General features: G+C 65.9%; 19 protein-coding genes. 8 read left to right on the forward strand and 11 right to left on the reverse strand.

The features are described from left to right. Positions 1-8: 8 nt before the first annotated feature. Entirely contained in the window at positions 9-446 is a 438-nt protein-coding gene (locus J7360_RS01550) for a DUF2946 family protein (RefSeq protein ID WP_057661167.1), read from the reverse strand. A 302-nt stretch (positions 447-748) separates the two neighbouring features. Between J7360_RS01550 and J7360_RS01555 the strand changes: the two genes are divergently transcribed. After that, positions 749-1,945 carry a GAF domain-containing sensor histidine kinase gene (locus J7360_RS01555; RefSeq protein ID WP_057661169.1) on the forward strand — a complete coding sequence of 399 codons (1,197 nt, stop codon included), beginning with the start codon at positions 749-751 and terminating at the stop codon, positions 1,943-1,945. Between the two features lie 850 nt (positions 1,946-2,795). Here J7360_RS01555 and J7360_RS01560 read toward each other — a convergent pair. Next, on the reverse strand, positions 2,796-3,077 hold the full coding sequence (locus J7360_RS01560) for a hypothetical protein (protein WP_022558606.1): 282 nt from the start codon (positions 3,075-3,077) through the stop codon (positions 2,796-2,798). A gap of 8 nt (positions 3,078-3,085) precedes the next feature. Next, on the reverse strand, positions 3,086-4,069 hold the full coding sequence (locus tag J7360_RS01565) for a LysR family transcriptional regulator (RefSeq protein ID WP_057661171.1): 984 nt from the start codon (positions 4,067-4,069) through the stop codon (positions 3,086-3,088). Positions 4,070-4,234: 165 nt separating this feature from the next. Between J7360_RS01565 and cobA the strand changes: the two genes are divergently transcribed. The 4 genes from cobA (at position 4,235) to J7360_RS01585 (ending at position 7,953) form a co-directional block, all read left to right on the forward strand. Next, positions 4,235-5,437 (forward strand): uroporphyrinogen-III C-methyltransferase, encoded by a 1,203-nt coding sequence (gene cobA / locus J7360_RS01570; protein WP_081027792.1) that lies wholly within the window; start codon positions 4,235-4,237, stop codon positions 5,435-5,437. A 16-nt stretch (positions 5,438-5,453) separates the two neighbouring features. Then, on the forward strand, positions 5,454-6,413 hold the full coding sequence (cysK, locus tag J7360_RS01575; RefSeq protein WP_007964534.1) for a cysteine synthase A: 960 nt from the start codon (positions 5,454-5,456) through the stop codon (positions 6,411-6,413). 298 nt (positions 6,414-6,711) lie between these two features. Further along, positions 6,712-7,218, forward strand: coding sequence for an isoprenylcysteine carboxylmethyltransferase family protein (locus tag J7360_RS01580; RefSeq protein ID WP_057661174.1), 507 nt, complete (start codon positions 6,712-6,714; stop codon positions 7,216-7,218). A 195-nt stretch (positions 7,219-7,413) separates the two neighbouring features. After that, positions 7,414-7,953: an O-acetyl-ADP-ribose deacetylase gene (locus tag J7360_RS01585; RefSeq protein WP_057661192.1), complete on the forward strand. Its 540-nt coding sequence runs from the start codon at positions 7,414-7,416 to the stop codon at positions 7,951-7,953. Positions 7,954-8,165: 212 nt separating this feature from the next. On the opposite strand, the gene J7360_RS01590 is transcribed toward J7360_RS01585, so the two are convergent. The 8 genes from J7360_RS01590 to gap all read right to left on the reverse strand — a co-directional run bounded on the left by J7360_RS01590 (position 8,166) and on the right by gap (position 19,734). After that, complete coding sequence (locus J7360_RS01590; protein WP_007964528.1) at positions 8,166-9,170, reverse strand: class I fructose-bisphosphate aldolase; 1,005 nt, start codon at positions 9,168-9,170, stop codon at positions 8,166-8,168. A gap of 647 nt (positions 9,171-9,817) precedes the next feature. Then, positions 9,818-11,284 (reverse strand): pyruvate kinase, encoded by a 1,467-nt coding sequence (pyk, locus tag J7360_RS01595; protein WP_003487265.1) that lies wholly within the window; start codon positions 11,282-11,284, stop codon positions 9,818-9,820. 258 nt (positions 11,285-11,542) lie between these two features. Then, on the reverse strand, positions 11,543-12,187 hold the full coding sequence (locus tag J7360_RS01600; RefSeq protein ID WP_089142060.1) for an HAD family hydrolase: 645 nt from the start codon (positions 12,185-12,187) through the stop codon (positions 11,543-11,545). After that, entirely contained in the window at positions 12,184-13,359 is a 1,176-nt protein-coding gene (locus J7360_RS01605) for a phosphoglycerate kinase (RefSeq protein ID WP_057661178.1), read from the reverse strand. Before J7360_RS01605 ends, J7360_RS01600 begins: the two co-directional genes overlap by 4 nt. A 315-nt stretch (positions 13,360-13,674) precedes the next feature. Next, complete coding sequence (locus J7360_RS01610; RefSeq protein WP_209033117.1) at positions 13,675-15,030, reverse strand: DUF3999 domain-containing protein; 1,356 nt, start codon at positions 15,028-15,030, stop codon at positions 13,675-13,677. After that, complete coding sequence (locus J7360_RS01615; RefSeq protein WP_211115785.1) at positions 15,027-17,873, reverse strand: DUF2339 domain-containing protein; 2,847 nt, start codon at positions 17,871-17,873, stop codon at positions 15,027-15,029. The genes J7360_RS01610 and J7360_RS01615 overlap by 4 nt, the downstream gene beginning before the upstream one ends. A gap of 180 nt (positions 17,874-18,053) precedes the next feature. Beyond that, positions 18,054-18,524 carry a hypothetical protein gene (locus J7360_RS01620; RefSeq protein WP_007965561.1) on the reverse strand — a complete coding sequence of 157 codons (471 nt, stop codon included), beginning with the start codon at positions 18,522-18,524 and terminating at the stop codon, positions 18,054-18,056. Between the two features lie 208 nt (positions 18,525-18,732). Continuing rightward, positions 18,733-19,734 carry a type I glyceraldehyde-3-phosphate dehydrogenase gene (gene gap / locus J7360_RS01625; protein WP_003490161.1) on the reverse strand — a complete coding sequence of 334 codons (1,002 nt, stop codon included), beginning with the start codon at positions 19,732-19,734 and terminating at the stop codon, positions 18,733-18,735. 457 nt (positions 19,735-20,191) lie between these two features. On the opposite strand from gap, the gene J7360_RS01630 reads away from it, so the two are divergent. From J7360_RS01630 to J7360_RS01640, 3 genes are all read left to right on the forward strand, one after another. Then, positions 20,192-20,704 carry an SgcJ/EcaC family oxidoreductase gene (locus J7360_RS01630; protein WP_209028903.1) on the forward strand — a complete coding sequence of 171 codons (513 nt, stop codon included), beginning with the start codon at positions 20,192-20,194 and terminating at the stop codon, positions 20,702-20,704. 284 nt (positions 20,705-20,988) lie between these two features. Then, positions 20,989-21,612, forward strand: a complete 624-nt coding sequence (locus J7360_RS01635) for an OmpW family outer membrane protein (RefSeq protein WP_057659640.1) — start codon at positions 20,989-20,991, stop codon at positions 21,610-21,612. 118 nt (positions 21,613-21,730) lie between these two features. Further along, positions 21,731-22,345, forward strand: a complete 615-nt coding sequence (locus J7360_RS01640; protein WP_057659642.1) for an OmpW family outer membrane protein — start codon at positions 21,731-21,733, stop codon at positions 22,343-22,345. Positions 22,346-22,419: the final 74 nt, after the last annotated feature.

Consider the following 22,419-nt stretch of genomic DNA (forward strand, 5'->3'; position numbering starts at 1 on the left):
GGGCCAGCTTATGCAGCCAGCGGTGGTCCGCGTGCGCCGAGTGCGGCCCATCGAAAGACCGCGCGTGCGCTTGCCTGGGTGACCGCCGGAGCCGGCGTCGGCCGCAGCTGCAGCAGGCACAGCAACGCCACGATGAGCACTGGCAGCAAGCGTGCGGCCAAGACGCAGTAATCGCAGGCTTCACCATGCGTCGCTGCGTCGTGGCTGCCGGCGTGCTGCGTGTTCACTACGGCGCCGGGCTGCGCGTCCACGGCCATAGCTGGCGGCTGGGTTCGATGGCCGGCATGCAGCGAGCTCTCTGCCGACAGGGCCGGAACGCCCATGCACATCGGCTCGCTCGGCTGCGCCTGGCTCCAGCGGCTGATCAGCGGAGCGACCAGCATCAGCACCACCGCCAGACAGGCAAGCAGGGGCAACAACCGGTGGCGACGGGACAAACGCAGCATGCCTGGAAGTGTAAGCCGCCACGCAAGCCGGGGCGATGGTCGCGGCCGATGCGCGACCGGATGTCGCACCCGGTTGCACCGGTCGCCCCGAATGATCCGCGCCCAGGCATGCGCCGGAACCGGCGCGCCAGAATCGGCTGGGCCTGCCGCTTCAGCTTCCGAGCCAGTTGACCGCACGCCGGACGCGTCACGCGTCGCCGTGCTGGTCGGCAGTCACACTTTCGTCCGGCCTCTGTGACCGTAGACACATGATGAGCCTTGGCATGCCCTATGCTTGCCGCTTCCACCTTGTAGCTGCGCGCATGAGCACCATCCTGTCCGATCGAGCGGCCGAACCGCTTCCCTGCGCACCCAAGCCTCCCAGCGAAGCATTGCGTCTCCAGGCGCTGCGCAGCTACGGCATTCTCGACACCCCGCGCGAAGCGGCCTTCGAAGACATCACCCGGCTTGCCTCGATCATCTGCCAGACGCCGATCGCGCTGATCAGCCTGGTCGACGCGGACCGCCAGTGGTTCAAGAGCGAGCTCGGGATGGGCGAGCGCGAGACCCCGTTGTTCAAGTCGATGTGCGCGCACGCGCTGCTCGACAACGATGTGCTGGTGGTGCCGGACACGCGCGAAGACATCCGCTTTTCGCGCAACCCGCTGGTCACCGGCGAAGCACCGCTCTATTTCTATGCAGGTGCCTTGCTGAAGACGCCCGACGGCCTGCCGCTGGGCACGGTCTGCGTCCTGGACCGGAAACCACGCCAGCTCACCGACGAGCAGGTGGAAGCCCTGCGTGCACTGGCACGCCAGACCATGGCGCAGCTGGAACTACGCCGCGCACTGGCCATCGCCGAGGAATCGGATCGCTACCGCAGCCGCCTGATGGCCATCGCCGGACATGATCTGAAGACCCCGCTGCGCACTGCCGCCTATGCCATCGACAAGATGCGTCGGCATGCCAACGTCGACTCCATTCCGACCTTGGTGACCGCACGCGATGCGATCAGCCTGGTCGGCCGCAGCCTGGACGAGCTGGCCACGCTGGCCGCCGCGAGCGAGGCCGCCATGCCGGACCTGCAGCCGCTGCAGCTGGAAGACGTGCTGCATTCGGTTCTCGGCGTGTGGCGTCAACCGGCCATCGACAAGTACCTGGCCCTTCGCTACGTGCACACCTCGCTGCGCGTGCGCAGCCACCCCACACTGCTGACCACCTTGATCGGCAACCTGGTCGGCAATGCCATCAAGTACACCGAGCGTGGCCGCGTGCTGGTCGGCACTCGTCGCCGCCCCGGTTTTGCGGAAGTGGACATCATCGACAGCGGCATCGGCTTGAACATGGACCATCCCGAGCAGGTCTTCCAGGCGTTCCGCCAGGCCGACCCGCGCAGCGACGGTTTGGGCATCGGCCTGTGGATCGTGCATCGCACTGCCGAGACGTTGGGCTGCGAGGTGGACGTCCGGCCACGGCCGCAGGGCGGCACCTGTTTTTCGGTGCGGATTCCCTTGGCTTGACGATGCGTGGCTCGCAGCGTGTTCGGGCTGCGCGGCGTACGCCTGGGGTCGCACCGGTTTGGGCAGCGATCTGCGGCCAGACCAGAACGCGCGGCCACTCCGTCCCGTCGCGCCGACGTTGCAGCAGCCGATAGCAGATGCCATGCGAAAACCCGCGTCAGCGGCGACCGCTGAGACCCGGCAACTCGCCGCAGGCATGCAAACCAGCACCGGCCTGGATCGCGCACTGTCTGCTGTGGCATGGCAGGTCTAGGCGGTGTTCCATCTTCAAGCGAGGTGCCGCTGCGGAACACAAAAAAAGGCGGACCCAGGCTCCCGACCCGGATCCGCCGCCAAGCATGCCGGGCCTCTCCCCAGGGACCCGGATGCGCCAGCCGCTCTGTGCACAGCCTCGCGCAACAGCGATGCGACAGCGCTAGCAACCTTCGACGACACCGCGAAACACACCGGCAATGCGATCACCTGCATCGCCAGCTCTGCGCCGTCCACCCCTAGACGTCCGAGAGTGTCGCGTCATGATTGCTATAAGGGTTTTCGACAACGCAGCGCGCAACTTGATGCGCCCGGTAGACGCCAACTGCATCGCCCTGACACGGGTAGGGAAAATCACCCACAGCACACGCTGCGGCGCAGTTGGGCCCATGCGCATCACCTTGATTCTACAGGCATTTTTTCCGGACAATTGCGCTGCAGCGCAGCACCGGCGTCATCGCGAACGCACCGATTGCAGCGCCAGGCAGCCAGTACCTGGAACGGCTATGCACACACGTCCACTCCCACCACTCCTGTGCGCCGTCCATACCGCCTGACAACTGCTCGCGAGGGTGTGCTAGCCGCCCATATCGCAGCGTCAGACGTCGGACGCAGCCGCATCCTGGCGCGCGAACCACTCCGCCGAATGCACATCCTCGGCCGCAACGTCCAGCGCCTTGCGCAGCACCTCCAGCGGAATCTGCACGCGCGTGCTGCCCGCCTGCACCGCCACCCATAACGCTTCGTCGCGCGGGTCGGCCAGCACCGTCATTACCTCATGCTCGCGGCCCTCGATGCTGGCCGATAGTTGCAGCGACATGCCGCCGTCCGGCTCGGACGACCACAGTCTGCTCAGTGCCGGACGCAATGGCTCGGTCATCGTGCCGCTCAGCTGGTGATGATCTGGGTCAGCGATTCCCAGGTCGGCGGCAGTGGCCAGTTCGGTGCCTGATTGCCGTCCAGCACCCGGCGCAGATCGCGCTTGTCGATTTGCGGCGCGAGCACATGCACCAGATCCAGGGCGTAGTCGCGCAGCACGCGGTCGCGCGGCAGCACCGCCCAGGCGATGCACTCGGCAATCGGCGCGGGCGCCGGCCAGGCGCGCAGATCCTCGTCGAAGGCATTGACCGCCATTTCCGCGACCAATCCCACGCCAAGCCCTGCGCGCACATAGGTCTTGATCAGGTCGGCATCCAGCGCGGTCAGCGCGATGCTCGGCTCCAGCCCCACCTGCGCAAACGCGCGCTGCAGCGAGGAACCCGGCCGGGTGGAGGATTCGTAACTGATCAGCGGATGTTCGGCCAGCGCGTGCATGTCCGGCGCCGTGCGTGGGTGATCCAGTGCATGCCCCCGCGGCACCACCACCAGCCGCCGCCAGCGGTAGAGCGGCACTGCGATGCCGGCGCTCGGCTCGCCACCGGCGGTGCTGACCACCGCGATGTCCGCATCGCCCTGGCTCAGCAGATCCAGGGCTGCACTTTCGGCGGCCTGCTGCAGATGCACGCTCACTTGCGGGTAGGCATTCTTGATCTGCGCCACCGCCGGCGGCAGCACGAAGCGCGCCTGGGTGTGGGTGGTGGTCAGGGTCAGCTGGCCCTGGCTTTCGCGGCGCTGGTTGGCGGCATAGGTGCGGATGTTGTTGGCCTCCGACAGCACCGCACGCGCGCGCTCGATCACTTCCACACCGGCCGGCGTCACCGCATCCAGGCTGCGCCCCTTGCGCACGAACAACAGAAAGCCCAGTTCGTCCTCCAACTGCTTGAGCTGCTTGGACAGGCCGGGCTGGGTCGCGTGCACGCGCGCGGCGGCCAGCGTGATGTTCAGCTCGGCATCGGCGATGGCCACCAGATAGCGAAGTTGGGTCAGCGTCATGGGCTTATATCCAAAAAAGCGCGAGGCGCTACAAGGGATTCGACTGTAGAGGAGTTCTGCGGGCCAGCTTATAACCGAACGCTATTTTTAGGATGTATGAAGTCATTTCCGACGGCTATAAGCCAGCGTTACGGTCTGGCCCTCCCCCAACGATGCCGCCGAACCGTGACTCCTGCGTTTCCGCTGCTTGCCGACCTGCGTGGCCGTGCCGTCCTGGTGGTCGGCGGCGGCGCCGATGCCGAGCGCGCCACTGGCCAGTTGCTGCAGGCCGGTGCGCTGCCGCTGGTCGGCGCGCCCGAGCTCTCCACGCAGTTGCGGCACTGGGCGCAGGCAGGGCGGCTGCGCTGGTTGGCCGGCCGGTTCGACCCGGCATGGCTGGCGCAGTCCGACCAACCGCTATGGCTCACCATCGCCGCCAGCGAATCGGCAGCGCTCAACGACGCCCTGCGCCAGGCAGCAAGTGCCCATCGGCTGCTGACCCACGCCGCAGCGCCTGCGGCGTCCGCAACGGTTCCTGCGCGCTCCGCAGGATCGCGCAGCGCGATCGGCACGCTGGTACCCGGCAACGTAAGCCTGGTCGGCGCAGGCCCCGGCGATCCGGGCCTGCTCACCCGGCATGCGCTGCGCGCGCTGCGTCAGGCCGAGGTGGTGCTGCACGACCGCCTGGTCAGCCCGCAGATCCTGCGCCTGGCACGGCAAGGCGCGCGTCTCATCGAAGTGGGCAAGTCGGCGCAAGGCCATAGCACCCGGCAGGAACAGATTCACGCCCTGATGCTGGAACACGCCCGCGCCGGTCGCCGCGTGGTACGGCTGAAGGGCGGCGACCCATTCGTGTTCGGCCGCGGCGGCGAAGAGCTGGAATTCCTGCGCGCGCACGGCATCGGCTTCCAGGTGATTCCCGGCATCACCGCCGCCATCGCCTGCGCTGCCTATGCCGGTATCCCGCTCACCCACCGCGACCACGCGCAATCGCTGCGGCTGATCACCGCGCACTGCAAGGACTCGCTGGACACGCTGGACTGGCAGGCGCTCGGTCAGGAGCGGCAGACGCTGGCCTTCTACATGGGCGTGGCCGGGCTGGACGCCATCCAGCAGCGGCTGCTGCAGGCCGGGCGCGCAGCCTCCACCCCGTTTGCGCTGGTCGAAAACGGCTCGCGCCCGCAGCAACGCGTGATCACCGGTACGCTCGCCAGCCTGGCCGCCAGCGCCCGGCAGCACGCCGTGACCGCACCGGCGCTGCTGATCCTGGGCGAGGTAACGGCACTGGCGCAGACGCTGCATTGGTTCGGCAGCGCGCCGCTGAGCGCCTCGTCGCCGCACTCACCCGGCGCAACGCCCCACACGCCCACACTGGCCCACGCAGCCTGATTCCGACGGAGACCCCATGGCCCTGTACGACAACATTCTCGACACCATCGGCCGCACCCCGGTGGTCAAGCTCCAACGCCTCGCCCCGGACAACGTGACCTTGTACGTCAAGGTCGAATCGTTCAATCCCGGCGGCTCGGTCAAGGACCGGCTGGCGCTGGCGATCATCCTGGACGCCGAACAGCGCGGCCTGCTCAAGCCCGGCGACACCATCGTCGAAGCCACCTCCGGCAACACCGGCGTGGCACTGGCCATGGTGGCCGCAGCGCGCGGCTACAAGTTCGTCGCCACCATGGTGGAAACCTTCTCCATCGAACGCCGCAAGCTGATGCGTGCCTATGGCGCCAAGGTCATCCTGACCCCGGCTGCCGAGCGCGGCAGCGGCATGGTGCGCAAAGCGAAGGAACTGGCCGAACAGCACGGCTGGTTCCTGGCCAGCCAGTTCGCCAATCCGGCCAACCCGGCCTACCACCGCAACACCACCGCTGCCGAGATCCTGCGCGATTTCGCCGGCCACCGGCTGGACCATTTCGTCACCGGCTGGGGCACCGGCGGCACCCTCACCGGCGTGGGCGAGGTCTTGAGCGTTGCGCGCCCGGAAGTGCGCATCACCGCCACCGAGCCGGCTGGCGCCGCCTTGCTGCAAGGCCAGGACTGGAAGCCGCACAAGATCCAGGGCTGGACCCCGGACTTCGTACCCGAGGTGCTCAACCGCGAGGTCGCCCATGAGGTGCTGAGCGTGGAAGACACCGACGCCATCACCGTAGCGCGGCGCCTGGCCGCCGAAGAAGGCATCTTCACCGGCATTTCCGGCGGCGCCACCGTCGCCACCGCGCTGCGCGTGGCAGAAGGCGCGGTGCCTGGCGCCGTCATCCTGGCGATGCTGCCCGACACTGGCGAGCGCTACTTCTCGACCCCGCTGTTCGCCGACATCAACGAAGGCTCCGACGACGACTGGCTGGCCGGGCTACCCTGATCGGGCGCAGTCGATGACCACACCTGAAGCCGCGCGATACGCGGCTTTTTGGCCACGGCCGAACAGCGTATGTGCGCCGGAAGACGCTGCATAGCGGCGGGCACCTCATGCCAACGATCCCTGACCGCCTCAAGGCGAAAGCGCACGCGGTATTGCCGAAACCAAGGACGTGGCAGCGTACCCGGCACGCCTTGGCGCCGGGCGCAGCATCCGTCCTGTTCCCAGCTACAGACACGCCCGCACTCCCGTCCATGTCAAGGAAACGTTAGGATGGCGGCCGCGATGTAGGGAGAAATGTGTGAGCAACCAGCCGTATGGACACAGCGAGACCCGCGCCGCGCGGGCGCCATGGCTGGTAAAGATGACCTCCCCGGTCCACTTCGCGCTAGCCCTGGGGCTGGGCGCATGGTTGCAAGAGGCGCTGGATCTGCCTCTCACCCCTCCCACGCCACTGGCCTGGATCGAAGTGGCTGGCGGCGGCATCGCCGGTCTCGGCCTGGCGCTGGCGGTGAGCTGCTTCATCCTGTTTGCGCGTCGGCGCACCACCATCATGCCCAGCGGTCATCCCTCGCGCCTGGTGCTGGACGGCCCGTATCGTGTCACCCGCAACCCGATGTACCTGGCCTTGGTGCTGAGCTACGTCGGCCTGTGCCTGCAACTTGGCCTGCTGTGGGCGGTTGTGTTGGTGCCGCTGCCGTGGCTTGCGCTGCAGCGCTATGTCATCCCGTTCGAAGAGGCGCGTCTACGGGCCGAATTCGGCCGCCACTACAACGACTACTGCGCGCGCGTCCGCCGCTGGTTGTAGAGCCGAAATGCATCACCTCGTGCGTGGCGAGCGTTGCTGCCGATCGCTCCGAGAGAGCGCCCAGCTGACGCGGAACGGCATATATTCCACTCCGTCAGACAGTCGCAGCAGATGAGATGAATGGCCGATAGCGTGCAGATCCGCAGCGTGCTCCCCATCACGCGCCCATCATGCAATTCGCATAATTATCGCGCTATGAGAATCGAAGTCTGGCAAGGCGACATCACCGAACTCGACGTTGACGTCATCGTCAACGCCGCCAATGAATCACTGCTGGGCGGTGGTGGTGTCGATGGCGCCATCCACCGTGCCGCCGGCCCGCGCTTGCTGGAAGCCTGCGAGGCACTGCCGCAAGTGCGTCCGGGCGTGCGTTGCCCCACCGGCAAAATCCGCATCACCGACGGGTTCGATCTGAAGGCACGCCACATTTTTCATACCGTTGGCCCGGTGTGGCGCGACGGCAGGCACAACGAGCCCGAACAGCTGGCCAACTGCTATTGGCAATCGCTGAAACTCGCCGAACAGATGATGCTGCACTCGATTGCGTTCCCGGCGATCAGCTGCGGGATTTACGGCTATCCGCTGTATCAGGCGGCCCGCATCGCCGTGACCGAAACGCGCGATTGGCAGCGCTCGCACAAGGTGCCCAAGCACATCGTCTTGGTGGCCTATAACGAGGCGACCTATAAGGCCTACCAGCAGGCGTTGGCGACGCAGGAAACTGCGGCGGCCTGAGATTGGATTGACGTGGGCTGCATGTCGCATCGACCGGCTGGATTGAGCATGTAATTGAGCAAAGGGCGCTGTAAGGCGCCCTTTGCGTTTTTCGCTTGCGTTTTTCGCGCGGCATCGAAGTGAACCTGTGGATGCAGCAAACAAAAACGCCGGCATCGGTGCCGGCGCTTTTGTTCTATCGATGCGGCAGCCTTGCAGCCCTCATCAATCGATCAACCCTTCCACTTGCCCAGCGCGGCCAGGCCGTTTTCCTTGGCGCGCTCGTAGATGACCTGCTGCGCCTTGGCGAAGTTGCCGGTCATGTCCTTGGCCCACAGCTTCAGCGCGGCCTGCTGCATGGCGCGGCCGTAGGAGAAGCTCAGCGGCCAGGGCAGAGTGCCGAGCTGGTGCATCTCGTTGAGATGGGCGGTGGACTGCTCGTCGGTCTGGCCGCCGGACAGGAACACGATGCCCGGCAGGATCGCCGGCACGGTGGACTTCAGGCACATCACGGTGGACTCGGCCACCTCTTCGATGCTGGCCTGCTCTTCGCAACTCTTGCCGGAGATCACCATCGAGGCCTTCAGGATGGTGCCCTCGAGCACGACGTTCTGCTCATACAGCGCACCGAACAGCGAGCGCAGCGTGGCTTCGGTCACTTCGTAGCAGGTTTCGATGTCGTGGCTGCCGTCCATGATCACTTCCGGCTCGACCATCGGCACCAGGCCTTGTTCCTGGCACAGCGCAGCGTAACGCGCCAGCGCATGCGAGTTGGCCTCGATGCAGGTGCCGGACGGGATGTCTTCGCCGATATTGATGACCGCACGCCACTTGGCGAAGCGCGCACCCAGCGTGTAGTACTCCTCCAGACGCGCACGCAGGCCGTCCAGGCCTTCGGTCACCAGTTCGCCCGGCATGCCGGCCAGCGGCTGCGCGCCCTTGTCGACCTTGATGCCCGGGATGATGCCGTGGGCGGTCATGTACTCGGCGAACGGCACGCCATCCTTGGTCTTCTGACGGATGGTCTCGTCGAACAGGATGGCGCCGGAGATGTAGTCGCTCAGCTTGGGCGTGGTCAGCAACAGTTCGCGATAGGCGCGACGGTTCTCTTCGATGTTCTCGATGCCGACGCTGGCAAAACGCTTGGCGATCGTGCTGGTCGATTCGTCGATGGCGATGATGCCCTTACCCGGGGCGACCATCGCCTGGGCGGTTTCGGCAAGCTGTTCGATGCTCATGTAGTTCCTGTGGCAGCTGCGGGGGAGAACGAAAGTATAGCGACGAAAGTCGTACACATTCCTTCACGGAATGCCTGCAACCGATTACACGTGCATGCGTGACAGGATGTGTGCTGCTGCTCGCATCGCGGGAATCGGGAATCGGGAATCGGGAATCGGGAATCGGGAATCGGGAATCGGGAATCGGCAAAGCTGAGCATGGTGCGCGGCGTGGCGCTTGCGATGCTGGGATGCATGGCTGCAGTGACTACGCTGGCGCGTTGATACGGAGCCATGCGTGAGTTAGCTGGGGTTGGCCGCGTTGCTGCTTCGTCTGTCGCCACAGAGCTGCGCCTGCGGCGTGCGTTATATCGTGGACAGCGTCTTGTTCCGCCATCACCAGCACCGTTGCAGCAGCGCGCGTGTGAGGTGGTGGGCATTGAGTACTCGCCGGATCCGGCCGTTGACCAATGATCCGGCGACGATCTGGCGCACCTGGGCGCGACGGGCATGCTCGATACAGCCCGTCGCGCCCAGGTGCGCTCTACGTGTTGCTGGCGCGCGTCCAGCGGCCAGGTCGGCACACAGCACAACGGCGGCCCTGGGGCCGCCGTCGTGTGTCGGGTCTGTTCCGGCTCAGGTCATGCGCCGGATGCGGTCGACAGGCGTTACAGCTCGCCCAGACCGGTGGCGCGGCCGTCTTCGCCCACTTCCAGCAGGCGCAGCGTGTTGGTGGCGCCATGGGTTTCCATGTGCTCGCCACTGGTAAACACCACGCGGTCGCCAGGCCCCATGCGCTCGTTCTCCACCAGCAGACGGATCGCCGCACGTGCGGCCTCGCGCGGGGTCAGGCCGCGGCTGTCGAAGCTGATCGGGAACACGCCACGCATCATCGCCATCTGGCGGCGTGCGCCATCGTGACGGGTGAAGGCGTAGATCGGCATATTGGAGCGGAAGCGCGACAGGAAGCGCGGCGTGCCCCCGGATTCGGTCAACGCCACCACGCCGCCAAGGCCGATGTGCTCGGACAGGAACATGGTCGCCATCGCAATCGCCTGGTCGGCGCGCTGCAGATTGCGTTGTGCCGCTTCGAAGTCGGTATCGAACTCGAACTGGTGTTCGGCCCCCAGACAGATGCGCGCCATCGCTTCCACCGCACGCACCGGATAGGCGCCAGCGGCGGTCTCGGCCGAGAGCATCACCGCGTCGGTGCCGTCGATGACCGCGTTGGCCACGTCCAGCACTTCGGCGCGGGTGGGGATCGGGCTTTCGACCATCGACTGCAGCATCTGCGTGGCGGTGATCACCACCTTGTTCTGCGCCAGCGATTCGCGAATGATCTTCTTCTGCAGGCCCGGCAATTCGGCGTCGCCGATTTCAACGCCCAGGTCGCCACGCGCCACCATCACCACATCGGAGGCTTCGACGATCTCGACCAGGTTTTCGATCGCCTCGGTGCGCTCGATCTTGGACACCAGTTGCGCATCGCAGCCATGCTGCTGGGCGATCTGACGTGCGTCGTGCATGTCCTGCGCATTGCGACAGAACGACACCGCGATGAAGTCCACGCCGATCTTGGCGACGATGCCGATCAGTTCCTTGTCGCGTTCGGTCAGTGCGCCCAGCGACAGACCACCGCCCTGCTTGTTGAGGCCCTTGCGGTCGGACAGCACGCCATCGTTCAACACCTTGGTGACGATGCGCGCGCCCTGCACATCGGTGACCTGCAACTGCATCAGGCCATCGTCGAGCAGCAGCACGTCGCCGGCGGTCACGTCCTGCGGCAGACCCAGATAGCTGACGCCAACCTGAGTCTGGTCGCCAGCCGGCGCGTTGGCATCGGCCACCAGGTCGAAGCGATCGCCCATGGTCAGCTTGATCTTGCCTTCGGCAAAACGTTCGATACGGATCTTCGGGCCCGGCAAGTCGGCCAGGATGCCGACTTCGGCACCGACGCGGGCCGCAGCGGCACGCACTTCGGCGGCGCGCTTGGCCTGGCCGGAGGGGTCGCCATGGCTGAAGTTGAGGCGCACCACGTTGACGCCCGCCTTGAACAGCGTATCCAGCACACCGGGCGCATCCGTTGCCGGTCCGAGGGTGGCGAGGATCTTGGTGCGGCGTTGACGTTCTTTCATGATGGCCTCCCTGTAAAAGCCGCGAAACTTAACACACACGTCACGTACCGAGGATGGCATTGCGGCATAGCCTTCCTCCGATTCCGGCATGTCCTACAGACAGTGCGGGACAGTACGTACGCCTGCGCCCGCGCTGCCGTGAGCAACGCGAACGGTCGCCACCCTAACCCGGCAGCGGTGAAGAGTGTTCTGCGCGCTGCGAGCCGCGTTCGCAGGCGCGTCGACCAAGCGAACGCAACGGCCGACGCGCACTGCCCATCACTGAAGCACTGCCGCGAGTTCAGCCGGCGTGCGTGCCAACGCACCGGCGCCGGCGGCGCGCAGTTCGCCCTCGTCGCCGAAGCCCCACAACACGCCGATGCTGTGGATGCCGTGGTGATTGGCGCCATCGATATCCATGCGCCGGTCGCCGATCATCACGCAGCCGGTCTTGTCGATCTGCAAACGGCGCAGCGCTTCGGCAATGAGGTCCGGCTTGAAGCGACGTTCGCCGTCTTCGCTGGCACCGATCACCTCCTCGAAGCACGCGCCGAAGGGCAGATGCTCGACGATGCGCCGCGCATAGCGCTCATTCTTCGAGGTCACCACGGCCAGACGATGACCGGCGCGCTGCAGGCCGGTGACAACCTCGCCAATGCCGTCGAACACGCTGAGTTCGGTCCAGCCCACCGCGTCGTAGCGTGCGCGGTAGAGCCCGAGCGCGCGCTGCACCAACTCCGGGTCGTCCGGAAAACACTCGGTGAAGCTGTCGCGCAACGGCGGGCCGATCCAGGCGCGCAAGGTCTGCGCCGACGGACGCGGCTGGCCGAGTTCGTCGAAGGCATGCACGATGCTGGCAACGATGCCTGGCTCTGAATCGACCAGCGTGCCGTCCAGATCGAAAAACAGCGTGGCTGCACTCACTGGCCGCGGGCCTGGAGTGCGGCCACCGCCGGCAAGGTCTTGCCTTCCAGAAACTCCAGGAACGCACCGCCGCCCGTGGAAATGTAGGTGACGTCCTGGGCGATGTCGTATTTGTCCACTGCGGCCAGGGTGTCGCCACCGCCAGCGATCGAGAACGCCTTGGAACTGGCGATCGCGCGCGCCAGCGTTTCGGTGCCGTGGCTGAAGGACTCGAACTCGAACACGCCCACCGGACCGTTCCACACCACGGTACCGGCACTGGCGATCAGTTCGGCGTAGCGCTGCGCGGTTTGCGGGCCGATATCCAGGATCAGATCGTCCGCATCGACCGCCTCCAGCGACTTCACGCTGGCTTGCGCATCGGGCAGGAACTGCTTGGCAACGACCACATCGGTCGGCAGCGGAATCTCGGCGCCACGCGCCTTGGCATCGGTCACGATCTGGTTGGCGGTCGGGATCAAATCCGGCTCGTTCAACGACTTGCCCACGGCATGCCCGGCCGCGGCGATGAAGGTGTTGGCGATGCCGCCGCCAACGATCAGCTGGTCGACCTTGTTGACCAGGTTGGACAGCAGCTCCAGCTTGGTGGACACCTTGCTGCCGGCAACGATGGCCAGCAAGGGCTTGGCCGGGTTGTCCAGCGCCTTGGCCAGGGCGTCGAGTTCGGCCATCAACAGCGGGCCGCCTGCTGCGACCGGCGCGAAACGGATCACGCCGTGCGTGGAGGCCTGCGCACGGTGCGCGGTGCCGAAGGCATCCATCACGAACACGTCGCACAACGCGGCGTACTTGCGCGCCAGCGTCTCATCGTCCTTGCCCTCGCCGACATTCATGCGGCAGTTTTCCAGCAGCACCACCTGGCCCGGCGCGACCTCCACGCCATCGACCCAGTCGCGCACCAGCGGCACGTCCACGCCCAGCAATGCGGCCAGACGCGTGGCAACCGGCGCCAGCGAATCTTCCTCGGTCCAGCTGCCTTCCTTGGGGCGGCCCAGGTGCGAGGTCACCATGACGGCCGCACCCTTTTCCAGCGCCAGCTTGATGGTGGGCACCGAGGCGGTGATGCGCTGTTCGGAGGTGATCTGGCCGTTGTCGATCGGCACGTTGAGATCCTGGCGGATCAACACGCGCTTGCCGGAGAGATCGAGGTCGGTCATGCGGACAATGGACATGGGCTCAGCTCGTTCGGTCTAGGGAGGGGGAATGGGAATGGTCATGCAGAAGCACCCAGCAGACGCGCCGGTGCAAACAGGTGAGCGCTTTGCCTCAGCGGCAACCGGCTGTGGATCGCCATGGCGATGTCGTTGCGCCAGCGGGCGGATCGCGTGGCGCCCGTTGCCCACCATGCGCGAGGCCGCCAAGGCGGTTGGCGAGGAGCGGAATGCTTGGTCGAACACGACGGGCAAGACGGCTGCCTTGGTCACGGGGGACGCCCATTGTCCGACCTTCGCGCCGCAGCGGCAAACCGCCGTGCGAAGCGGGCGCAGTCAGCCGTTGCGATTGGCCGATGCACTCCGCAACAGGCTCACCGCGAAACCGCCTACCAACAAGGCGCCACCGACCAACAGACCCCACAGCAGCCAACGCTTCCAGTCGCGCGGCGTGGCGGCCGGCTGCAGCGCGGCCTCGCACGCCAGCGGCTGTGCCTGCGCAGCCAGACGGGCCTGCGCCGGTTGCCACTGTGCGCCGCGTTCGCGCCGCAGTGCCTGCAGCATTGCGCCCAATGGTGCGTCGGTGCGCTGCGCACGCGCACTGCCGGCCACCAGCGCATACGGCGGCTGGCCCTGGGCAAGAAACATCAGCCGCTCCGGCTGGTACCCGACGCGCAGCATCGGCACGGCGCTGCTGTGCCCCTGCGCGGCGACCAACCGCCATTGGCGATCGCGCACGGGCGCAGACAGCAGTTGCGGCGGCGACGCGGCAGTCGCGCCCTGGCCCAGTCGATACGCCAACCATGGGCCGGCACGCTGCAGCCACGGCGCATCGTCGGTATCGCGACTTGCCACGATCCACTCGACCGCCTCGGCGTGATTGCCGCCGACATCCAGTTGGCCGATCGGAAAACGACCGGGCAAGGCATACACCAGCGCTGCATCTTTTGCGGTGCCTGGCAAGTCCAGCCACTGTGGCGGCGTGGACATGGCGATGCCATCCAGCTCCGCCTCGACCACGTGTAATGCCGGCAGCTCGCCCGATGCAATGACCAGGCGCAAGTAACGCGCACCATCGTCCAGGGCGATACGACGCTGCTGCAGTCGCTGCGCCTGATTGTCCAGCGCCATGACCGTGGCGTTGGAGGCGAGCACGCGCCAGTCGCGCAGATCGTCGCTGCCTTCCACACGCACCTGGGCCTGCACCGGCGTGTCGCCCTCCCAATCCAGCAATAGGGCACGCGGGCGATCGCGCAGCGCGCTGGCATCGATCAACCAGCTGACACCATGGCCCGCGGCGACAGCCCCGGTCGCAAAACGGCCTTCCAGGCGGCGCACCGCACCACTGGCATCGCGCTCGGCAATCAACTGCAGGTCGCCACTGGCCGGCGCCGCACCAGCCGGCAGCGCAAACAGGGGCAGGCGCTGACGGCGTACCGCAGCGGCCGGCGCTGCATCCATCGGCAGCCAGGCGGTGGGCAGCTCTTGTCCATGCGCGTCGATCGCCGTGACATCGCGCAGCGCCGCGTCGTGCGCGGTGCGATACACCGCCGCATTCAAGGTCACCTGATAGAGGCCGGCATCCGAGCCGGTGACCTGCAACGGCCACTGCTGGCGGTAGTCCTGCCGCACATCGCGGGCCTGCGCCAGCATCGGCACCATCAGCAGCAGCGCCCATCGCATCGCTTTCATTCCCGATCCTTTTCGACGCCGTTCTCTTGGAGAGCATGACCTTCGGTCGCAACCGCACGCGGCGGTGCCAGCGCCAGATAGCCCACCACGGTGCACAACAGACCATAGGCCATGAACGAGCCGATGCCGAGTAAGTTGCCCAGATGCTGGCGGTCGACCAACACCAACTTCGCCAGGACCAGCCCCATCAGCAATGCGCCACCCAGCCACAGCCCGCGTTGCCCACGGCGCGAGCCGATCACCCAGCCCAGCACGCCCAGCACGCTCCAGACGATGGTGAGGCTGGTCTGCGACAAGGTGGTGCCGATCAGCGCGGAATCCCATGGCACGCCGCCCCAGTGATGCACGCTGTGCGAGGTACTGCCGGTGATCAACGCCCAACCCAGCACACCCAGCGCGGTCACCCGCCAATGCTGCAGCGATGTCGGCGCAGGTGCCGACCAGGCCCAGCGCACAAGCAGGGCAAGAACCGCCAATTGCGCCAGCTCGGCGGGGTTGAGCACCGGCAGCCAGGGCAACGGTGCAGCGCTCACCGGGTCCAGCAACGCGAGCAGCCAGCCGAGTCCCAACACCGCAAACACGCAACTCAGCAACGCGTTGCGTGCAGGATCGAAGGCGGTTGCCTGCGGCCAGGCCAGCCACGGCCAGCGCAACAGCCCCAGCGTCGCCACCAGCAACCACGGCGCCGCCAGCAGGGCGCAACGCCAGCCATTGGCCAACAAGAACGCATCGGCCAGCCAGGCCGCGCCCAACGAGATGACCAACGGCCACAGCAGCCACCAGATGAACTGCGCCGCCATCGCGCCAGTGCCTTGCTGCGTGCGCAAGCACCACAGCGCACGCGCGCCCGCCACTGCAAACGCACCCCATGCCAGTGCGCCCCAGTGCGCGAATGGCTGGGTGTGCGCTGCGCCTTGCCACAGCGCCAACGGCGCAGCCAGCGCCAGACCAGACATCACCGTCCACACCAGCGCCGCTGCACGACGGCGCCGATGCACTTCGGCCGCCAAGCATAGACTGAGTGCGACCAAGCCCAGCAGCAGATCCGGTTCGCTGCGCAGATCGGCAAAACGCAGGATCTCGTGCACGCCGCACAGCGTCCACCAACCCAGTCCCCACAGATATGCCAGCAGCGCACGCCGCCGATGTCCTGCATCGCGCAGGAACCACGCACTGGCCCAGCCGGCCAGCGCCAGCAGCAAGGTGCTCATGCAGGTTGCGTTGGCCACCGCGACCGCGTCGTGGCGCCAGGCATCCACACCGAACGCGACACCCACCGCCGCAAACAACTGCAGCGCGACACCGCTGACCTGCGGGATCCGCCGTTGTTGGCGCAGCCCCAGCCACAGCAAGCCGACGCCTTCCAGCGCAAAGACGCTTGCAGTGGCACGTGCCGACAACGCCAGCGGCACGGCCAGGGTCGCGAACCCGACCGCCAGCATCGCGTGCGCCTGGCCCAGCAAGCGCGTGGGTGCGCGGCGCAGCAGCCAACTGCCCAGGCCCGCATACAACGCTGCCACCGCCACCGCGCACAGCGCCAGTGGCAGCCGATCGCCCTCAAGCAGGCGCGCCTGTAACGCGAAGGCCACCAGCGGCGTTCCGAACAACAGGCTGCCATCGATGAGCCTGCCGGCACTGCCGTCACCGCGGCGCGCATGCAGGACCGGAATCGCCACGTACATGGCGAAGAACAGCAACAGGAACGGCTCGGTCGTGGCGAATTTTGCCGGGGAGTACTGCAGCGCACCCCACACGGTGCCGATGCCGAAGGTGAAAGCAAACCCCAGCAGGTTCAGCACGCGCCACGGGCGTGTCCATGCAATCGCCACGATGCCGGCGTTGAGTACGGCGTAGTACGAGAACAGCGCGACATGGTTGCCGCTGCCGGTAGACAACCAGATGGGCGCAAGAAAACCGGCCAGCACGCCCAGCACCGCCAACGTGCGCGAATCCTGCAGCACCGCCAGCACGCACATACCTGCGATCAGCACCACGCTGATGCCAAGCGCCGTTCCGGCATCGAGCAAGCCGTACAACTTGAAGGCCGCGAACACCGTCAACAACAGGCCACCGATGGCGCCGCCCTGCAACGCCAACGCAAACCCCGGCCGCTGCGCGCGCTGCGTCCAACCGAAGATCAGACCGGCCAATGCCAGAACGCTGATGCCGGCCAAGCGCAACTCGATCGGCATGCGCATCCAGCCCTGATCGCTGGCGTACTTCAATAGCGACGCCACGCCGGCCAACAACACCAGCATGCCGACCTTGACCGGCACATTGCCCTCGGTGAACCAACGCTTCAAGGCGCTGGCCATGCGCGCGATGGCGCTGGGCGCGGCCGGAAGCCGAGGCGGTTGCGGTTGTGCGGATTGCGGTTGCGCCGGCCGGGCGCGCGTCGCCTGCGCTTGCGCGCTGGGACGTTCCGACGTCGCGATTGCACTGCCCGCTATCGCATCTGCAGGTGCAGGCGCCGGCAATGGCGGCGGCACCGCCGAGGCAGACACATCAACCGCCTGGTGATCCGCAGCCGGCGCATGCGAGCCAACGTCCTGGCCCGCTGCAACGGACGTGCGGTACCCAGGTAGATCGCTGTCGGCGACGGCGCCCGGACCAGCGCCCACACCGGACGCCACGTCCGGTTGCTCCCACGCCCTGCCCTGCGCGTCCGCGGGTGCTTGCGCCGGCGCATCCGCACGTTCGGCACCACTGCTCTGCCACTGCGCAAGCCGCTGCTCCAGCGCCGCCACCCGTCGCCGCAGCCCGGCAATCCACACCAGCGCGATCACCACACCCACCGGCACGGTGAGCAGCACCAGGGCCACCAACACGATTATCGTTTCCAACGCAGCAATCCCCTAGCCGGCGTCCAGCCGAATGCGCGCACCATACAGCCTCGGGCTGCGGCTGGGCAGACAGCCTCTCGCTCAGACGATGGATGGAGCATCGGAAAGCTGCAGTCGCATGCGTGCGTGCGCGCATCCCTCACACAAGAAAACGCCCGGAGAACCGGGCGCTTTGAACGGTTATTCGCGGTAACCGCTATCGTTCTTGTTATGGATGATCCAGATCAGATTGCCGCCGGTCCCCATCGACTTGCCAGCGAACACCAGACGTCCCTGGCCCTTGTAGGCCATTTCGTAACGGTAGCGGTCGCCACCGAAGAAGAACGGGATAAACGCCTTGCCGGTCACGTAAGCACCCTGGTCGTCCGGCTGACCAATCAGGTCGGTGACCTGCTTCATCGGCATACCGATTTTCAGCTGGGTGAACTTGCTGCCAGGCGCTGGCTTGCCGGTGATTTCGCCTTCGTAATCATTGATGCCCTTGACGGTCTCGCCGTAGCCCGCCTCGACATCGGACGACTTGATCACCTCACCATCGGCATTCATCCATGCCGGCGTCCCGTTCTGCTTTTTTGCAGCCCAACTGTTCGACGGCACGGAACACGCAACAACCACACTCAGCGCCAAGGCGCCTGCCAGAAACTTATTCATCACTCTTCTCTCGATCCATGGAGTTCCCCGATCCTTCGTACACGACACGGGAACGGCCGCCGTGCGCGCAAATTAGCGCACGTGAGTCCAGCAAAGTCCACTTCCGGGCAGCCACCGAAGGCGCCGCAGTGCAAGAAACGCAACTTCCATGGCCGACAAATGAAAAGCCCCGGCATGCCGGGGCCTGTTTCATCACTGCGCCAGAAACTTACTTGGCCACAACCCGCACCATCTCCAGGCACTTGTTGGAGTAGCCCCACTCGTTGTCGTACCAGGACACCAGCTTGACGAAGGTGGAGTCCAGCGCGATGCCAGCGTCAGCGTCGAACACCGAGGTGCAGGTTTCGCCGCGGAAATCGGTGGCCACGACCTTGTCTTCGGTATATCCCAGCACGCCCTTCAGTGCGCCTTCGCTCTGCGCCTTCACTTCGGCGCAGATTTCGGCGTAGGTGGCCGGCTTTTCCAGCTCGACAGTGAGGTCGACCACCGACACGTCGGAGGTCGGCACGCGGAAGCTCATGCCCGTGAGCTTTTTGTTGAGCTCGGGGATCACCACGCCCACGGCTTTGGCGGCGCCGGTGGAGGACGGGATGATGTTCTCCAGGATGCCGCGGCCGCCGCGCCAGTCCTTGTTGGACGGGCCGTCCACGGTCTTCTGCGTCGCAGTGGCCGCATGCACGGTGGTCATCAGGCCGCGCTTGATGCCCCACTTGTCGTTGATCACCTTGGCCAACGGCGCCAGGCAGTTGGTGGTGCACGAGGCGTTGGAGATGATCGCTTCGCCCTTGTAGGTCTTGTCGTTGACGCCGTAGACAAACATCGGGGTGTCGTCCTTGGACGGCGCCGACAGGATCACTTTCTTGGCACCTGCATCGATGTGCTTCTGTGCGGTTTCCTTGGTCAGGAACAGGCCGGTGGACTCGATCACCACGTCGGCGCCGACGGCATCCCACTTGAGGTTGGCCGGGTCGCGTTCCTGGGTCAGGCGGATCTTCTTGCCGTTGACGATCAGCGTGTTGCCGTCGACCGAGACGTCGGCCTTGAAGCGGCCATGCACCGAGTCGTACTGCAGCATGTAGGCCAGGTAGTCGGGCTCGAGCAGGTCATTGATGGCCACGATCTCGATGTCATTGGCGAAGTTCTGCACCGCAGAGCGCAGCACGTTGCGTCCGATGCGACCGAATCCGTTGATGCCAACCTTGATTGCCATGTTCACTAGCTCCTGCGACCGCGACAGCGCGGCGGATGGAAAGGGGCTGTCATTCTAGCAGCGTCACTTGTTCGCAGCCGTGTTGCGGGCGGCGCGGATTCGGTAGCGGGTAGCGGGTAGCGGGTAGCGGGTAGGGGGCTCTGCGCCACGCTCTGCGAGGAACCAACCCGCAGATGCGTTCGGTCCATCGGAGTGAGCGCGCATGAACGGTCACCGCGCACGTCACAGCATCGATGGCCGATCATTCCCGAGGACCTCATGCTTGATCGCAGGCAGCGCCACTCACCCAACACCTGCAAGCCACAAAACTATATGTATTTCAATCACTTAAATTTGTAAATGATACGCTGAACGGCATATTCAACACTATGCCGGACAGCAGCATTTCGGCATCCCGTGGATTTCGATACTGGCCCTGCCTGCCGAGGCACCCCCATCAATCACACGGAGATTCCCCATGCGTCGCACACTCTTCTCTCTGGTTCTGGCTCTGGCTGCCACCCCGGCGCTGGCTGGCAGCGTGATGCATTACACCGACAAGGCCAAGCTGCCGGCCGGCGGCGAAGAGCGCGAAGTCGCTGCGCTGTTCGACACCTGGAACGCGGCGCTGGCCACCGGCAACCCGCACAAGGTGGCCGATCTGTACGCGCCGGACGGCGTGTTGCTGCCGACGGTCTCCAATGAAGTGCGCGCCTCGCGCGAACAGATCGAAAACTACTTCGAGATGTTCCTGACCAAAAAGCCGCAGGGCGTGGTCAATTACCGCACCGTGCGCGTGCTCGATGACGACAGCGCCGTGGATGCCGGCGTGTATACCTTCACGCTGACCGACAAGGCCGGCAACAAGAGCAGCGTGCAGGCCCGCTACACCTTCGTGTACGAAAAGCGCGACGGCAAGTGGCTGATCATCAACCACCACAGCTCGGCGATGCCGGAAGTGGATCCACCCAAGGTCGCCAAGGTCAAGTAAGCGGCGCATCGCACCGGCGAGCGATCGCGGTCGACGCCACTGCGCACGCAACCGTCGGCACCCCTCCCGCGCCGACAGCCGTGGCCGGCCCATCGCGCGATGCCGCACGTGCGATCCCGCTGCGAGCATCGGCATAGCGCGTATCGCGGTCGTGCGCGCAGGGTGTGACTACAGCCATTGCAGGCCCGCACACCCGAGCGCACGGCCAAATTGATCAGGATCAAGGCAGCGGCGACGCCAAGCGCCAAGACTTCCCACATCCATTGCACCCCACGAGACTTCCCATGCGTATGCGCTCTACCCTTTTGTTCGCCGGCCTGGCCGCTTCTTGCGTCAGCCTCCCCGCACTGGCGCAATCCAAAGGCGACTGGACCATTGCCGTCGGCGCCCATCAGGTCGCTCCCAAATCCGACAACGGCAGCCTGGTCGGCGGCACGCTCGACGTGGACGTGGGTAAAGACATCAGACCCACGTTCACCGCCGAATACTTCATCGCAGACAACCTCGGCATCGAGGTCCTGGCCGCGCTGCCGTTCGAGCACGATATCGCGCTGCGTGGACTGGGCCACGTCGGCAGCACCAAGCACCTGCCGCCGGTGGTGTCGCTGCAGTACCACTTCAACAGCCAGGGCAAGGTGTCGCCCTTCCTCGGCGCGGGCATCAACTACACGCGCTTCTTCGACACCGATACCGGCGGCGCGCTGGCCGGCAGCACGCTGGAGCTGGACGATTCCTGGGGCCTGGCACTGCATGCAGGCGTGGACTACACGCTCAGCGACCGCGGCGCACTGCGCGTCAACCTGCGCTGGATCGATATCGATACCCAAGCGCGCCTGGACGGCAACCGTATCGGCACGGTCAATATCGACCCGCTGGTCTACGGCGTGGCCTACGTGCACCGGTTCTGATCCCCGCGGCGTGGGCGGCGCATCTCTGGCACACTTGCCGTCCAGGGACGTGCATCCACCGCCGGAGTTGCGGACAGGTCGGTCACGTCGCCCGTCTGTCCGACCTACCGGGGATTCCATGAACACGCTGACTCGCACCGCCCTCGCCATTGCACTGGCCGCCTCGGCCGCACCCGCCCTTGCACAGTCGGCCGGTCATTGGACGACCGGTTACGGAGCCGGCTATGTCTCGCCCAAGTCCAATAACGGCACCTTCGGCGGCACCCAGGCCGAGATCAAGGGCGCGCCGGCACTGTCGTTCACCTACGAATACTTCCTTCGCAACAACCTGGGTATCGAAGTGCATGCCGCAGTTGCAGGCAAGCACGACCTCGAACTGCGGGGCACCGGCAAGGTGGGCAGCTATTGGTCGGTGCCACCGAGCGTGCTGCTGCAGTACCACATCAATGGCTATGGCACGGTGTCGCCGTTCGTGGGCGTCGGCATCAACTACACCTCATTCCTGGGCGAAGACACCGAGCCGACGGTTGGTGGCGGCGATCTGCGTTTCGACGATTCGGTCGGCGCCACTGCGCATGTCGGCGTGGACTTCATCTTCAACGACCGTAGCGGCCTGCGCGTGGATGCGCGCTGGACCGATTCGCGCAGCAACGTCGACCTCAACGGTGCGCGGCTGGGCAAGGCGCGGATCGATCCGTTGACCTTCGGCGTGTCGTACCTGGTGTATTACTAAGAGCGCCTAGCAACGCGACTGCGCTCACCGCCAGATGCGCGCGGCCACTGCCCGGTGCGGCATGACCCCACGCG

The sequence above is a fragment of the Xanthomonas sp. D-99 genome (genome assembly GCF_017746145.1).
GTDB lineage: Bacteria > Pseudomonadota > Gammaproteobacteria > Xanthomonadales > Xanthomonadaceae > Xanthomonas > Xanthomonas cissicola.